The sequence below is a fragment of the bacterium genome (genome assembly GCA_026129405.1).
In the GTDB taxonomy this organism is placed as follows: Bacteria; Desulfobacterota; Binatia; order DP-6; family DP-6; genus JAHCID01.
The window spans coordinates 210,276-224,097 of the sequence record JAHCID010000004.1; the positions used below are offsets into that span (position 1 = coordinate 210,276).

Sequence of the window (13,822 nt, forward strand, 5' to 3'; positions counted from 1 at the left end):
TCGAGGCATCACCGGTCGTCGCCGAGCTCGTGGCCGAACAGCTCGGTCGCTCCGTCGGTCACGACGCGCGCACCGGCGGAGGGGCCGCGCGCCAATCGCGCCCCCGCCCCATCTATCGACCTCACGTCGACGCGCGTGCGGGTGAAGCGACGCGGAGCGGTTTCCACGTAGATCCACGTACTGCCGTGCACGTCGTAGAGGATTGCCCCAGCGGGCACGACGACGCCGTCTTCGCTGTCGCGCAACGGGATCGCGACGCGAACCCGTTGCCCAGGACGCCACCCCTCCCCTACGTCGTCGAGCTTGTAGAAGACGTCGACGACCCCCACCGCAGTGTTGGTAGACAATGGGACAGCGACCGGATGGGCCTCGCGGGGAGGATCGTCGGTGTCCGTTCCGAGTGCGGAGACGGCGGCGATGGCTGCGTGATTGATCCGCTGGAGATCACCGGTGTAGAGCGCGACGCGTACCCACAGCGTCTTCTTCTGGACCGCATCGAACACGGATGTCCCCAGCAACGCCCGTTTCTCGCGCGCCGTGCGCAGACCTGCCTCGGCCAAGTGCACCTGCGCACGCGCTTCATCGAGGGCACGCCGGGTACCGGCACGGCTTTCGAGCAGGCGCTCGGCGCGCACCAGCGATGCGCGCGCGGTGTCGAGCTGTACGTTTGCCACGGCGATCTGCCCGTCTGCATCGATCTGCGTCTCGGCGACCTTGACCAGCTCGGCCGGTGTCGTCATCGGCATGAGCGCGAAGATCGAACGGTTGCTGCGATCATCGGGCCGCGCGAGCGGCAGCAGCAGATCGCCAGCGAGCGTAAGGAGCCGCCCGACCCGCGCGGTCTCGACGGACACCGTCACGATCCCGAGGCGGTGCTCGGCCTCCCCACTCACCTCGACCGATGGGAGACCGTCTTTGACTACGACCTGCGCCGGCGCGCTTTCTCGCGACGCTGCACTCCTTCCACAGGCGACGGCGATGAGCGCAGCCGCGATCGGCGACAGCGCGGGGCGTGGGCGGCGACCGCTATCGCCGCGCATGGCCCGCACCATCCTCGGGAATTCGTGCCCCGACGCTTCGCTCCATATCCGCCCACGCGCGCCGCACGTCGGCGGCGAGCTCGGCCTCGCGGGCCCGCGCCGCGACCAGCTGACGCACGTTCTCCTGAACCATGAGCGGCGAGAGCTCGCCGATCTCATAGGCGGCTTCCGAGCCCCGCACGAGCTCCTCGAGGAAAGGCACGAGCTCCGTGCTCCAGCGATGCCATGCTTCGATGGCCTGACGGCATCGTACGGATGACGAACGCACCTCACGCAGCACACGCTGGCGCGCGCCGACGTATCCCCAGGCCGCGCGCTGAACCTCGGCGTCCGCCCGGAGCCGCGCTGCCTGATTCTGGTTGAAGAGCGGCAGTAGCAGCTGGGCGCCAGGGCCCATTTCGAACCCTTGCTTGCCGCTGCCGTTCGCATCGGCGATCCCAGAGATCGCAAAGATCTCCGCGACTGCTAACCCAGCACGTTCCCCCGCCGCTTCCACTGCGATCTCCGCCGCCCGAATATCCGGCCGTGCCGCGAGCGCCCGTTGCTCCAGCCACTCGGGGGGTGGGTCGCTCGTCGGCGTTGGGATCGGAGCGACGTCGAGATGCTCGGCGACACCCGTGAGCCCGAGTAGGTACAAGAGTTGCTGTTCGGCGAGGGCGACGTCCCAGCGCAGGCGTGCCGCTTCGTCTCGGGCACGGGCAGCCTCTGCGGTCTGCGTCGCGACATCGAGCGCGCTGCTCTCGCCCGCGCGCTCGCGGGCGGTGGTTAGTTCCGTGACACGGTCGCGCACCTGTACGGCCTCCGTGGAGGTTCGGATCCGGTCGCGCGCGAGCGCGACATCGCTTACCGCCACCCGAACGTCTCGGATCAGGTCTAGCCCGGTTTGCAAAAGTTCGTTGGCGGCACGCTCCGCGTCGAGCGCGGCGATCCGGACCCGACGCGGCCGCAGCCATAGCGCCTCGAGTGGAAACGTGGCGGCGAACTCGAGCTGCTTCGGCCCGAGCGGGAACAACACCGCGAGCGTCGGATTCGACAGTAGTCCAGCCTGCGCGAGCTCGGCTCGCGAGAGCCCGAGCTTCGCGAGGCTCTCTTGAAACGGCGCGTCGTTCCACAGCGCAATGGCGACGGTGTCGTCGGTGTTCAGCGGACCGTGGATGTCGATGCCGGGCGGCACACGCGTGGTCACATCCGCATCGGGACGGACGCCGTGCTCACCGCGCCGGCCTAGCCCTTCCGACAGCGCGGCGCGTTCCGTGAACGCGCTGTGCGGCACACATCCAGACGAGACCGCCGATGCCCCGACAGCAACGGCGATCAACCAGCGCCGCCGACCGTCGCTGTGGCGAGTCCGTACGGTGCGCTCAGGGATGCATTTCACGACACCAGCGGTAGCTCGCTCCTCGTGACGAGAAGGTGAACTACTGCGCCGCACCAGATGCCGTCGTCTCGAAGTCCCTTCGCCAATGAGCCCGCGAGATGTTGCCCGCCTCGGCGCGTTTCAGCGCGACTCGGCGTTCGCGGCGGTAGCCATCCGCGCGAGCGGAAGTGGGTCAGCCTCCGGCTCGGGCTCGCGCCACGACCGGCAGCGCCAGCACGGCGCGGGTGCCGCGCCCCTCCTGGCTGTCTATGTCGAGCTGGCCTCGATGCCGCTCGGCGATCTCGCGTGACAGCGCCAGACCAAGGCCGGTGCCTGGCGACGACGTGCCCCGGCCCCGTGCGAAGCGCTCGAAAACGCGCGGTCGGTCTTCGTCGGCGATTCCGGGGCCCTCGTCGTCGACGACCACCCGCACCCAGCCGTTGTCGCTCACGACATCGACATGTACGGCACTCCTCGCTGGCGTGTGGCGGAAGGCGTTGTCGACGAGGTTCACGATCACTCGCCGCAGGAACGAGGGGACACCCGTCACCCACACCTCGGCGCCGACGTCCCAGCGAAACGGTCGCTGCTGCTCTGCGGCGATCACCTCCATCTCACGCAACACCTCGCCCACGAGGATATCGAGGCGAACGGGTTCCCGGCCGGCATCCAGAACGCCGGCCTCGACCGCGCTCAGCGCCAGCAGATCCTCGGAGAGCCTGCCAAGACGCTCAGCTTGCTCGAGTCCATCGAGGAGCCCCTCGCGCCAGGCCGCCGGCTGTTGGCGCCCGAGTGCGACCTCCAGCGTGGCGCGCAGCGCCGCCACCGGCGTACGAAGCTCATGCGCAGCGTCGGCGGTGAAACGACGAAGGTGGTTGACCGCCGCGTCGAGGCGACCTAGCAGGCGGTTTAGGACGACCACGAGCCCGTCGACCTCCAGCGTGTCGCGGCGCACGAGCCGGCGCGCGAGCGTGCTGGCCTCGATGGCCTCGATCTCCTCGGCAAGACGGCGTAGCTCACGGGTGGCGCGCGTCGTCACGCCCCACATGAGAGACACGAGGGCGACGAAGACCGCTGCGGCGCCGGCCACGATGCGGCGGCGTATCGCGCGCAGCGCCGCAATCGGGCGTCCGGCATCCACGCCGAGGACGAGCGTGCCCTGCGCGGTATCGCGCCGGACAAGTCGCATGCCGCGCAACTGCCCGCGCACTCGGAGGGCGCGCGTGACCGACTGGCGACGTGGGAGCGTGGTCCGCAAGAGACGGGGAACAGGGCCGGCTTCGGCGCGAACGGTGCCGTTCTCGTCGAGCATGAGTACGAACTTCCCCGGGCCTAAGTCACGCTCGCGAGCGATCTGGGCCACTGCGGTCGCGCGATCAATGCCGTGGGGCAGTGTCGCGAGCAGGTCTGCTTCCTCGAGGAGCGCGGCGTCGATCGCCGCCCAGGTGGAGATGCGCATCTGCCGGTTGAGCAGCACCGCTGCGGTCACGATCACCAGCGCCGCGACGAGGGCGAAGGCAAGGGTCAAACGCAGCCGAAGGCTGCGCGGCCTCAGCATGGCGGTTCGGCGGCGAGAACGAAGCCGGCGCCGCGCACGGTGTGCAAGAGCGGCGCTGCGCCATCGATGTCGAGCTTGCGACGCACTCGGCATATGTAGACATCGACGAGGTTGGACAACCCATCATAGTTGCGGTCCCAGCAGTCATCGAGGAGTTGGCTACGTGTGACGAGCTCACCCGCATGGCGCGCGAGGTATTCGAGTATCGCGAACTCCTTCGCCGTCAAGGAGATCGCGCGCCCCGCACGGCGCACATTGAAACGCGCAGGATCGACCTCGAGATCGCCGACGCGCAGTACCGGCGGCAGGGTGGCTGTGCCGCGCCGTAGGAGCGCGCGCACCCGCGCCACGACCTCGGCAAAGGCGAACGGCTTCGCCAAGTAGTCGTCCGCTCCGGCGTCTAGCCCGCCCACGCGGTCAGAGAGCCTGCCTCGCGCAGTGAGCACGAGGATGGGGAGCGCGCTGCCCCGCTGACGTAGGTCGCGCAGAAAGAGCAAGCCATCGCCATCCGGAAGCCCGAGGTCAAGGATGACGCAGTCGTAGGCGTGCTCGCGACATAGCTCGTCCGCCTCTTCCGCCCGTCCGGCCAGATCGACCGCATAGCCGCGGGCAACAAGCCCATCGCGCAGCGCGCGAGCAATTGCACGGTCGTCCTCGACCACCAGCAGTCGCATCGCGCCGGAGGATAAGCCGCTCCATTGTGCCGCGCGAACGCCCTGAAGGTGTCCGGTCCGCACCCGATTCATCCTGGCGTCAGACGACGACGAGAAGAATGAAGCAGTTCATGTCGCCCCGCCAGGTCGCCTTTGCGAGCGCGCTCGCGGCTGCGCTCGCGTTTGCCGTCGTGGCTACCGCACTCCCATTCTATACTCGCGCCGAGCCGCGCGAGGCCAATGCCGCTCGCGCGATGGTGGCGGGGCGTGGCCTCGTGGTGCCGGAGCGCGATGGCGACCGACCGTCGAAGAAGCCACCCCTCTACCACTGGCTAGCGGCCGCTGCGCTCGCCATCGGCGTCGAGCCACCAGAGCTCGCGGTACGCCTCCCAAGCGTGTTGCTCGCTGCGACGGCCGTCGGCGTCACTGCGGGGATCGGGGCTGCGCTCCACGGACCGTTGGCCGGGGCGCTCGCCGGGCTCGTTCTCGGGAGCAGCTTCGAATGGTTTCGCGCTGCGACGCAGGCGCGCGTCGATATGACGCTCACCGTCTTCCTATCGCTCGCCGCGATCGGGCTTTGGCTGGGCACTCGACGGAACCGCCCTGCGTGGTGCCGGCTCGGCGCACTCGCTGCGGGAGCGGCTACGCTGGCGAAGGGGCCAGTCGGTATCATTTTGCCGCTTGGCATCGTCGTCTTGGATGCATTCGTGCACGGCGAGCACCGGCGTCTTCGACGCCTCGTCGATCCGGTGGCTGCTGCCATGCTGCTTCTTCCGCCCCTGGCGTGGTATGTCGCCGCGGCGTTGCACAGCGGCGCCGGCGTGCTCCACACCCAGCTCGTCGACGAGAACGTCGCGCGTTTCCTCGGCATCGGAAATGTCGGGCACCGCCACGGGCTGCTCTACTATCCTCCTCTTCTTGCGGGCGGCCTACTTCCCTGGACCCTCGCCGTGATGGCTGGTGTGTGGGCGGCGATCCGGCGGCCGGGGCGGGTGGAGCGATTCTGCCTCGTCTGGGCCGCCGTCGTGCTCGCATTTTTCTCGGTAGCGGCCGGTAAACGGTCCGTGTATCTGCTCCCCGCGTTCCCGCCGATGGCGCTCCTTGGCGGCTTGGCGCTCGCGCGCTGGTGTCGGGCCCCAGTTTCGGAACGTGTGCGCTCGGGCGGTGCGGCGGCGGCCGTCTCACTTGTGTTTGCCGCCGTCGCCCTCGCGCTGCCGCCGGTGCAGGCGACACTCGTCGCGTGGGCACCGCACGTGGTGAGCAGCGATCGAGAAATGGTGGCGCCAGCGTTCGCAGTGCTAGCGCAGGCAGGCTCACTGGTAGTCGGAGTCGCGGCGGGGATCGGTGGTGCGCTCCTCGTCGCCGTGCGGGCGCGAACGGCCACTGCTCGCGGAAGCGCGCTCGTCGTTTTTGGCATCCTCCTGCCGCTTGCCATCACGCTCCTGGGCACACTTCCGCTCGCGCGCCTACTTGCGCCGCGAGAGTTCGCCGAGGCAGTCCGCCGCCGCGTCGGTCCAGATGCCGCTATGTGCGCGCTTGGCCCGGTGCCCACGAGCCTGCTCTGGTATCTAGACCGGCCGTTGCCGCCCTGCCGTCTGCAATGCGACCGGCCCGAAGGCATGGCGTGGGTGTTGCGCACGATGTCGTTCGATGCGCGCCACCGCGAGCCCTGTCTGACGCTCACGCTGCGTCACGATGGAACCGGGCTTGGCGACAGCATTCGCCTGGACCGAGTGATCGCGCGGACGGTTGGTGAAGCGGGTGGGTTGCGCGTCGTGGAAAAGGAAGCACCTTAAGCACTACCTCGAAGGCGCGCTGGTCTTACGACCAGGGCTCAGGATTGTCTCGTGCAGTCGGCGTTGCCTGCCAGACCGGTGATGGGTGTCGCGGATCGCTCGAGGAGCTAGTCCCGAGTCGGAAGTCCGTCAACAAATCTTGGGCGGTCTCACGCCGGCCGGCTGCGTTGCTCCTCCTCAGACATAGCGACGGCGATGCCTCGTCGTCGCGCGCTGCCGGGTGGCGCGCGATCCCGCCTGAGATGTGGCAACGGACTTCCGACTCGGGACACGTTAAGCGAAGAAGCGGGATCGATGTCGACGTTAGCGGCCCCGGCTTGATGAGCCGTTGTAACTTGCAGAATCGCGGGCGGGACGGCGCGTGCGCCGCCCGCGCGCGCGTCGTTTCGGCGGTGGCACGGAACCTGCGATCGCCTAGCACCGATTTCGCGGACGGCGCCCTCGGGCGCCGCACGCAGAAGGAGGTGCGATCCATGGCATCGCAGATCGAGAAGTCGATCGAGGTCGACGTCCCCGTGCGCACGGCCTACGATCAGTGGACCCAGTTCGAGCAGTTTCCGAACTTCATGGAGGGCGTCACGGAGGTGCGTCAGATCGACGACCGCCGGCTCTTCTGGCGCGCCGACGTCGGCGGCAGGGAGAAGACCTGGGAGGCCGTCATCGACGAGCAGATCCCCGACGCGCGCATCGCCTGGCACGCGACCACCGGTGCCCGCAACGCCGGCGTGGTGACCTTCCACCGCCTCGACGACCGGCGCTGCAAGGTGATGCTCCAGATGGAGTACGACCCCGAGGGCTTCACCGAGAACGTCGGCGACTTTCTCGGCGTCGCCAGCGCCCGCATCAGCGGCGACCTCGGGCGCTTCAAGGAGTTCATCGAGGATCGCGGCACGCAAACGGGCGCCTGGCGCGGCTCCATCGGCCGCCCGCTGCATTGAGCCGCGGCGCCGGGGTGGCCCGCGCCGCCCCGGCGTCAGGCCGCGACCAGCGTGAGCAGCACCACGCTGCGCTCCTCCGCCGTGACCGCATGCGGCACGCCGCTCTCGATGGCGACGATGGTGCCGGGGCCGAGCGTGCCCTGGCCGTCCCGGGCCTCGAAGCGGACACGCCCGGCGAGGATCTGCACCGTCGCCGGCCCGGCTTCGGCGGCGTCGTCGAGCGCCGCGCCGGCGTTCAGGAGGACCAGGACGACCCGCAGCGGGCCGTCCTTCACGAGCGTGATGCCGTTGCGGGTGCCGCTCTCCGCCTCGGGCTCGTCGCGCAGGCGGCGGGCCTCCGTGTCGAGCGCGAAGCACAGGAGCGGGCCGGACATCGTATGCGTGGGGCGTGTCATGGCTCCGTCGTAACGAGGGGCCGGGGGTCGGGCGAGCCCCCTCGACGGCAGCGCCGTCACGACACCGTCACGATCCGGTGCGCAGCGCGCCGATCGCGGCGCGGAGGCGGCCCGTCGCCGCGGTCACGGCCTCGGCGCAGGCCGCTTCGATGCGCTTCGCGGGCGGCGCTCCCGCCGCGGTCGTGGCGCGCGATCCGAGCTGGCGCAGCGCCTTGTCGGCTTTCGCGAGCGGACGGCGGAGCTTGCGCGCGGCCGCGCCCTTGTCGGCGAGGCGCCGTGCAGCGGCGAGGCCCTTGCCTGCGGCGCGCAGCCTCGCGGCGATCTGCTTGCGGAACGACTTCGGCGCGGTGGCGCACGCCGGCGGGGCGGCGAGCGCGCCGAGTGCGCAGCGCACGTCGTCCCAGCTCTGCACCGTGCCGGCGCAGACGGCGGCGCGGCAGGCGTCGCCGCTCGTGCAGGCGTCGGCGTCGTCGCAGGCGCCGCCCTCGGCGACGCCGCAGCACGGCCCGTCGGCGGGCGTGCAGCGCGGTGCGAGGTCGGCGGCGACCTCGGCGAGCAGGGCCGGGGCGCTGCGGCCCTGCGACTCCCACAGCGCGTAGACGGTGGGACCGGTGTCGTCGGGCGTGCCGTCGCGCAGGAACTCGGCGTACTCGCGCGTCGTCGTCTGGAAGCGCAGCCGTACGAGGACACGCGTCGCGCCCTCGGGGATCGCGTAGGTGGTGTCGTCCCAGTGCTGGCCGTCGGCGTAGGCCTGCCCGACGGGTGCGGCACCGATGGCCTCGAAGGCGGCGTTCGTGAAGCCGCGGGGTGGGATGCGGTTGTCGAACGCGACGACGTTGTTGAGCGCCAGGTGGAACGGCGTACCGGCGGCGAGCCCGGTCGCGGCACCGACGGCCGCGTCGATGGTGTGCACGGCCTCCCAGATCCTGGTCGTCGCGGCGTGGTCGAGGATGGCCGTGCCCTCGTCGTAGGCGCCGTCGGCGGCGACCAGCGTGTCGCCGGCATAGAAGCGCACCTCGAGCCACATGCGACGCCCCTCGGGGTAGCCGGTGGGCAGCTTGTGGCCCGTCTGGTTGACGACGCGGACGGCGAGCGCGGCGCCGGTCTGCGTCAGCTCGACGTCGGCCGCCTTCGCCAGCATCTCGGCGGTGCGCGCCTCGGCGGCGGCGACGCTCGCCGCGGTGAGGCCGCTCGCCGCGCCGTACTGCTCGAGGATCGCGCCCAGCACCCAGGTGTTGGCGCCGGGGAAGACGTGCTGCGCGAGGTCGCTACGCCCGCTGCCGCCCGAGCAGCCGGCGGCGTTCACCGTCGGCATGTGGCAGTCCTGGCAGGTCGCGACGGGGACGACGTTCGGCAGCGTCGCGGTGCGCAGACCGCCGAAGCGGCCGTCGGGGAAGACCACGCCCGTGGTCGCGAAGGCGCTCGCGCGCCACTCGCTGAACGTGCGCTGCTCGGGGAACATGTCGTGCGGGTTCTGCGTCGGGTGCGGCGCCCCGAGTGGATTGAGGGCGTAGGTGTCGTCCGGCTGGCGGCTGTACGTCGGCGTGCTGACGTCGTGGCAGGGCGCGCAGACGTCGGCACGCCGGTGGTACGGCGAGAAGACGACCTGATGCGGCACGAAGGGGATCTCGTAGGGCCCGCGGCGGCGGTCCTCGGGATCGATCACGAAGCGGCCCTGGCCGGCGCCGACGTCGCACGGACCGGCGGCGCCGCAGGCGGCGTCGCTGCTGCACGCGACCTGCGGCTGCGCGCGGCAGGTGCCGGTCGGGCGCACGCCGACGAGGTCGAGGGCGGCGTGGATCGCGGCGTCGGGCGCCGGCGAGTCGGCGCGCGCGATCGGGTCGGTCAGACGGTGGCAGACGTGGCAGGTGACGCCGTCGAGGTCGCCCGGCGCGAGAGCGTCGAAGTCGGCGTCGGCCGAGCGGCCGGCGAGCCAGCCGATGGGTGCATGGCAGCGAATGCAGGTCTCGACGGCCTGGCCGGCGTCGACGCCGGCGATGGCGGCGGCGGCGCGCGTCACCGGGTCGCGGGCCGCCTGCGCCATCATGGTGGCGACCCAGCCGTCCCACGGCTCGACGTCGCCCGATTCGTCGTACTGGCCGTGGCAGCCGCGGCATACGGACGACGTCAGCAGCCCCAGCCCGGCCGCGGGCTGCGTGCCCGGCTGGACGAAGTCGGCCGGCGTGGTCTCGACGCGCGGCTGCGCACCTGCCGGGGCGAACGGGAGGCCGAGCGTCATCAGGACGACGAGGGCGACGAGCATCGCGGCGCACTGCTACCACGTCCGCGCCCGAGCGTGCTCCTCGCGTCGTACGCCGGTGGGCGCCAACGGTCGTTCCGTTGCACCGAACGGCATTGACCCTCCGAATCGCCCGCTGGTAAGGCGCCGAGCGTGCGACCCACGCCCGCGTCGTTGACGCGCCTTGCCGTCCCGTTGCTCGCGCTCGTCCTCGTGTCGGCGCACGCGGCGGAGATCTCGCCACAGACCGTCGGCTCGCTCGGCGTGCGCTGGACCCGCGCGCTCGGGCCGGTGACCGGACCGCTCGTGGTCGAGGGCGACACGCTCTACGCGGCGGGCTGGAGCGGCGGTCGCTTCTACGCGCTCGATCTCGTCACCGGCGCCAACAAGTGGTCGGCGACGGTGCCCGGGCTGCTGTTCGGCGGAACCCTCGTCCTGCCGGACACCGTGTGCGCCGGTGCCGGGACGTTCGTCACCTGCGTCGACAAGGCCACGGGCGCCGAGCGCTGGACGCGCAACGTCGGCAATCCCGACTTCCCCGACGCCATCTGGTCGGCGCCCAACGCGGCCAACGGCCGCCTGTTCGTCAGCATCGCCTCGATCTCCGACGACCCGTGTACGCGCGGCCGGCTCATCGCGCTCGACCTCGCGACCGGCGATCTGCTGTGGACCCACCAGACGGTGCCGGACAAGATCTGCACCACCGACACCGGCACCGAGTGCGACGACGACGGCGACTGCCCGTCGGGCGGCAGCTGCGTCATCGGGCGCGGCGCGGGCGTCACCGCGACGGTCGCCGTCGATCCGACGGGCGCCTTCGTCTACATGAACACCGTCGGCTGCTTCTCGTTCCCGTCGATCGGCGACTCGGAGACGATGTTCAAGCTGAACGCGGCGACCGGCGAGACCATCTGGAAGAACCGGGTCACGCCGCCGGAGCAGTTCGGCTACTGCGCCAACGACGGCTCGGTCGACTGCAACCTCGACGCCGACTGCGCCGGCGTCGGCGGCACCTGCACGAACCCGAAGGCCGGCTACCACGACTTCGGCTTCCTCAACGGTCCGCATCGTCTCGTGCTGCCCGGCGCCACGCTCATCCTCTCGGCGGCGAAGAGCGGCACGCTCTACGCGTTCGACGAGCAGACGGGCACGATCGTATGGGAGAACGCCGTCCAGCCGACGCCCATCTCGCCCGGCACCGCCGGCTTCGGCCTGTTCAACGGCGCCCTCGCCGTGTCGGGCGACCGCGTCTACGCCGCGCTGAACTCGCTCATCCCGTCGCGCGTGTGCGCCAACGACCATCGCGTCGGCTGCACCTCGGACGCGCAGTGCCCCGGCGGCATCTGCCTGCCGGCGCCCGAGCACCTCCAGGCCTTCGACGCCAGCAACGCCGGCGCCACGCTGTGGACGCACGAGATCGGCTCGAGCTGGTCGTCGGCCTCGGTCGCGAACGGCGTCGTCTTCGCGGGTACGAACACGAAGGCCGCCGACGACTCGTCGGAGTTCTTCGCGGTCGACGCGGCGAGCGGCACGCGCCTCGCCACCTATCGCGTGCCGGCACCGTCCATCGGCCGCGCGACCGTCGCGGGCGACACCGTCTTCGTGCCCTACGGGACGCTCAGCACGCCGGGCACCGGCGGCGTGGTGGCGCTGTCGCTGTGCGGCAACGGCGTCCTCGACGCCGGCGAGGCCTGCGACTTCGCGGCAGCGGACGCCGCCGACTGCTGCACGCTCGCGTGCACGCCGGCCGCCGCCGGCACCGCCTGCGGCACCGACGACGGCAACGTCTGCACCGACGCCGCCTGCGACGGCGCCGGCCTCTGCGTCACGACGAGCAACACCGCGTTCTGCGACGACGGCGACGCCTGCACCAGCGGCGACGTGTGCGCCGCCGGCGCCTGTGCCGGCGCCGTCGGCACGCGCGCCGACCTCGACTGCGCGCTCGCCGGCCTCACCGCCGCCAGCTGCGACGGCGCGCCGCTGCCGAAGGGCCTGGCGAAGGCGCTCGCCAAGCGCACGCGCGGCGCGACCAAGCAGCTGAACAAGGCTACGGCGCTCGCGGCCAAGGGCGCCGCGAGCGCCAAGATCGAGAAGCGCCGCCAGGCGGCCGCGCGTCAGCTCGACGGCGTCGCTGCGCTGACGGCCAAGGCCGTGCGCGCGCGGAACGCGAAGAAGCGCATCGCCGAGTCCTGCAAGGCGACGCTCGACGCGATCGCCGCGCGCAGCCGCGCCGCGATCGCGGGCTTCGGCTTCTAGTGTTCCGAGTCCGAGATTTGGTGACGAACTTCGGACTCGGGACACTAGGGTCTCGGGATCCTAGGGTCGCCGTGCGGCGCCGCCGCCGTGCGCCGCCGGGATCGCCGGCGGCGCCAGCGGGCGGATCGTCACGGTGTGCACGGCACGCGTGCGGTCGCGCCGGATCCACACCTGCTGCCGGCCGGCGCGCACGATCGCCACGTCGCCCGGCGACGTCTCGACGGTGAAGCCGTTCGGGAAGTGGCGCTCGGGCACGAAGATCACCGTCGGGTCGGCGACGCGCCGGCTCGTGTCCTCGGCGAAGGAGTAGACGAACGCGCCGCTCGCGCTGCGGTCCCATGCGATCGACAGCGGGATGCCCGCCGTCTCCATCGGGTAGGGCCGCACGAGCGCGTCGACCACCCCCGGCTTCTCCTCGCCGCGCGCGGTGACGACGGAGAACCCGTTGCCGCTCGGGAAGTAGGCCCACCCCGCACCGCCGACGAGGCGCTCGTCCTGCTCGTCGAGCGTGTGGTGCCAGAAGAGCGTCGTCTGCGCGGGAAAGCGGTCGACCACGCCGCCGTACTCGCCCGGCCACAGGACGGCTCCCTGCACGGACGCCTCGCGCGCCGCCAGCGCGTAGTCCGCGTCGATCTTGGCGCGGTCGCCGTCGTAGGCGAGGTCCTCGAGGCCGCCGGTCACCGTGTAGAGGTGCGGCGCATAGAGGAGGTCGTCGTCGCCGACGGGCTCCGGCTTCGCGGGTATGCCGAGGTTCCGCGTCACCGGCGGCTCCAGCACGATCATCTGTCGCGCCTTCACCGCACGCACCCGCCGGACGGCCTCGCGGTAGAAGGGGTAGAGCGTGTCGTGCTCGAACGTCTGCGTCGCGTACACGTCGAGCGGCTCGTTCAGGAAGTTGAAGCCGACGACGGTCCGCGAGCGCCGATAGTGCTTCGCGACCCGCTCCCACACCCGCAGGAGGTGCTCGACGAGCGGCACCCCGTCGGGCGCGAGCGCCCCGGCCCAGAAGTCGTGCTGCGCCTCCCAGCCGCCGAGAAAGTCGCGGCCGTATCCCTTCCCCTCGCAGCTCCACGCCGGCACGCCGTTCCCCCCGACGCACGGCGACCACTGGAACTGATGCAGCTCGAGCACCACCCGCATCCCGTTCCGCCGCGCCCAGGCGACGATCGGATCGACGTTCCGCCGCAGGTGATCCCGATCGAACACCCCCGGCGCCGGCTCGAGGTAATGCCACGCGACGGGCAGGCGGACGACGTTCACCCCCCACGCCGCCATCTGCACGAAGTCCTCTTGCGCCGGCCCGTTCTGCCGCCCGACGAAGTTGCCGAACTCGAGCCCGGAGTAGTTGAGCCCCCGCAAGAGGACGACGCGGCCGCGGGCGTCGCGGATCCAGTGGTCGTCGGTGTGGAGCCAGCCGGTGGAGGCGAGGGCCGGCGCGGCGAGGAGAAGCGTGAGCGCGAGGGCGGCGAGGCGGCGCATGGGCGCGTGATCCCACCGCGGGGAGCGGGGTGTCAACGGAGATGCCCGGGGATGTCGCAAGCCGTGCCGGCGGCGTCCCTCGCGACGCGGCCGCGAGGCCATCGGTCGTCC

General features: G+C 71.3%; 10 protein-coding genes. 3 read left to right on the top strand and 7 right to left on the bottom strand.

The features are described from left to right. Positions 1–8: 8 nt before the first annotated feature. The 4 genes from KIT14_16580 to KIT14_16595 form a co-directional block, all read right to left on the bottom strand. Positions 9–1,040: a membrane fusion protein MtrC gene (locus KIT14_16580; GenBank protein MCW5892138.1), complete on the bottom strand. Its 1,032-nt coding sequence runs from the start codon at positions 1,038–1,040 to the stop codon at positions 9–11. Then, positions 1,027–2,313 (bottom strand): TolC family protein, encoded by a 1,287-nt coding sequence (locus tag KIT14_16585; protein MCW5892139.1) that lies wholly within the window; start codon positions 2,311–2,313, stop codon positions 1,027–1,029. The genes KIT14_16580 and KIT14_16585 overlap by 14 nt, the downstream gene beginning before the upstream one ends. Before the next feature lie 277 nt (positions 2,314–2,590). After that, positions 2,591–3,955: a hypothetical protein gene (locus KIT14_16590; GenBank protein ID MCW5892140.1), complete on the bottom strand. Its 1,365-nt coding sequence runs from the start codon at positions 3,953–3,955 to the stop codon at positions 2,591–2,593. After that, positions 3,949–4,629 (bottom strand): response regulator transcription factor, encoded by a 681-nt coding sequence (locus KIT14_16595; protein MCW5892141.1) that lies wholly within the window; start codon positions 4,627–4,629, stop codon positions 3,949–3,951. The genes KIT14_16590 and KIT14_16595 overlap by 7 nt, the downstream gene beginning before the upstream one ends. A 98-nt stretch (positions 4,630–4,727) precedes the next feature. Between KIT14_16595 and KIT14_16600 the strand changes: the two genes are divergently transcribed. Both KIT14_16600 and KIT14_16605 read left to right on the top strand, forming a co-directional pair. Beyond that, positions 4,728–6,404, top strand: a complete 1,677-nt coding sequence (locus tag KIT14_16600) for a glycosyltransferase family 39 protein (protein ID MCW5892142.1) — start codon at positions 4,728–4,730, stop codon at positions 6,402–6,404. Positions 6,405–6,877: 473 nt separating this feature from the next. Next, positions 6,878–7,342: an SRPBCC family protein gene (locus tag KIT14_16605; GenBank protein ID MCW5892143.1), complete on the top strand. Its 465-nt coding sequence runs from the start codon at positions 6,878–6,880 to the stop codon at positions 7,340–7,342. 35 nt (positions 7,343–7,377) lie between these two features. Here the strand turns inward: KIT14_16605 and KIT14_16610 are convergent, their stop codons facing one another. Together KIT14_16610 and KIT14_16615 are read right to left on the bottom strand one after the other, a co-directional pair. Further along, on the bottom strand, positions 7,378–7,716 hold the full coding sequence (locus tag KIT14_16610; GenBank protein ID MCW5892144.1) for a cupin domain-containing protein: 339 nt from the start codon (positions 7,714–7,716) through the stop codon (positions 7,378–7,380). An 88-nt stretch (positions 7,717–7,804) separates the two neighbouring features. Next, positions 7,805–10,000 carry a hypothetical protein gene (locus KIT14_16615; GenBank protein MCW5892145.1) on the bottom strand — a complete coding sequence of 732 codons (2,196 nt, stop codon included), beginning with the start codon at positions 9,998–10,000 and terminating at the stop codon, positions 7,805–7,807. A 129-nt stretch (positions 10,001–10,129) separates the two neighbouring features. On the opposite strand from KIT14_16615, the gene KIT14_16620 reads away from it, so the two are divergent. Next, positions 10,130–12,232, top strand: a complete 2,103-nt coding sequence (locus KIT14_16620) for a PQQ-binding-like beta-propeller repeat protein (GenBank protein MCW5892146.1) — start codon at positions 10,130–10,132, stop codon at positions 12,230–12,232. 60 nt (positions 12,233–12,292) lie between these two features. On the opposite strand, the gene KIT14_16625 is transcribed toward KIT14_16620, so the two are convergent. After that, positions 12,293–13,711 carry a cellulase family glycosylhydrolase gene (locus KIT14_16625; protein MCW5892147.1) on the bottom strand — a complete coding sequence of 473 codons (1,419 nt, stop codon included), beginning with the start codon at positions 13,709–13,711 and terminating at the stop codon, positions 12,293–12,295. Positions 13,712–13,822 lie beyond the last annotated feature (111 nt).

Bases quoted from the DNA above. Each gene is read 5' to 3' on its own strand.
- KIT14_16580 (MCW5892138.1), bottom strand. From the start codon at position 1,040: ATGCGCGGCGATAGCGGTCGCCGCCCACGCCCCGCGCTGTCGCCGATC.
- KIT14_16590 (MCW5892140.1), bottom strand. From the start codon at position 3,955: ATGCTGAGGCCGCGCAGCCTTCGGCTGCGTTTGACCCTTGCCTTCGCC.
- KIT14_16595 (MCW5892141.1), bottom strand. From the start codon at position 4,629: ATGCGACTGCTGGTGGTCGAGGACGACCGTGCAATTGCTCGCGCGCTG.
- KIT14_16600 (MCW5892142.1), top strand. From the start codon at position 4,728: ATGAAGCAGTTCATGTCGCCCCGCCAGGTCGCCTTTGCGAGCGCGCTC.
- KIT14_16605 (MCW5892143.1), top strand. From the start codon at position 6,878: ATGGCATCGCAGATCGAGAAGTCGATCGAGGTCGACGTCCCCGTGCGC.
- KIT14_16610 (MCW5892144.1), bottom strand. From the start codon at position 7,716: ATGTCCGGCCCGCTCCTGTGCTTCGCGCTCGACACGGAGGCCCGCCGC.
- KIT14_16615 (MCW5892145.1), bottom strand. From the start codon at position 10,000: ATGCTCGTCGCCCTCGTCGTCCTGATGACGCTCGGCCTCCCGTTCGCC.
- KIT14_16625 (MCW5892147.1), bottom strand. From the start codon at position 13,711: ATGCGCCGCCTCGCCGCCCTCGCGCTCACGCTTCTCCTCGCCGCGCCG.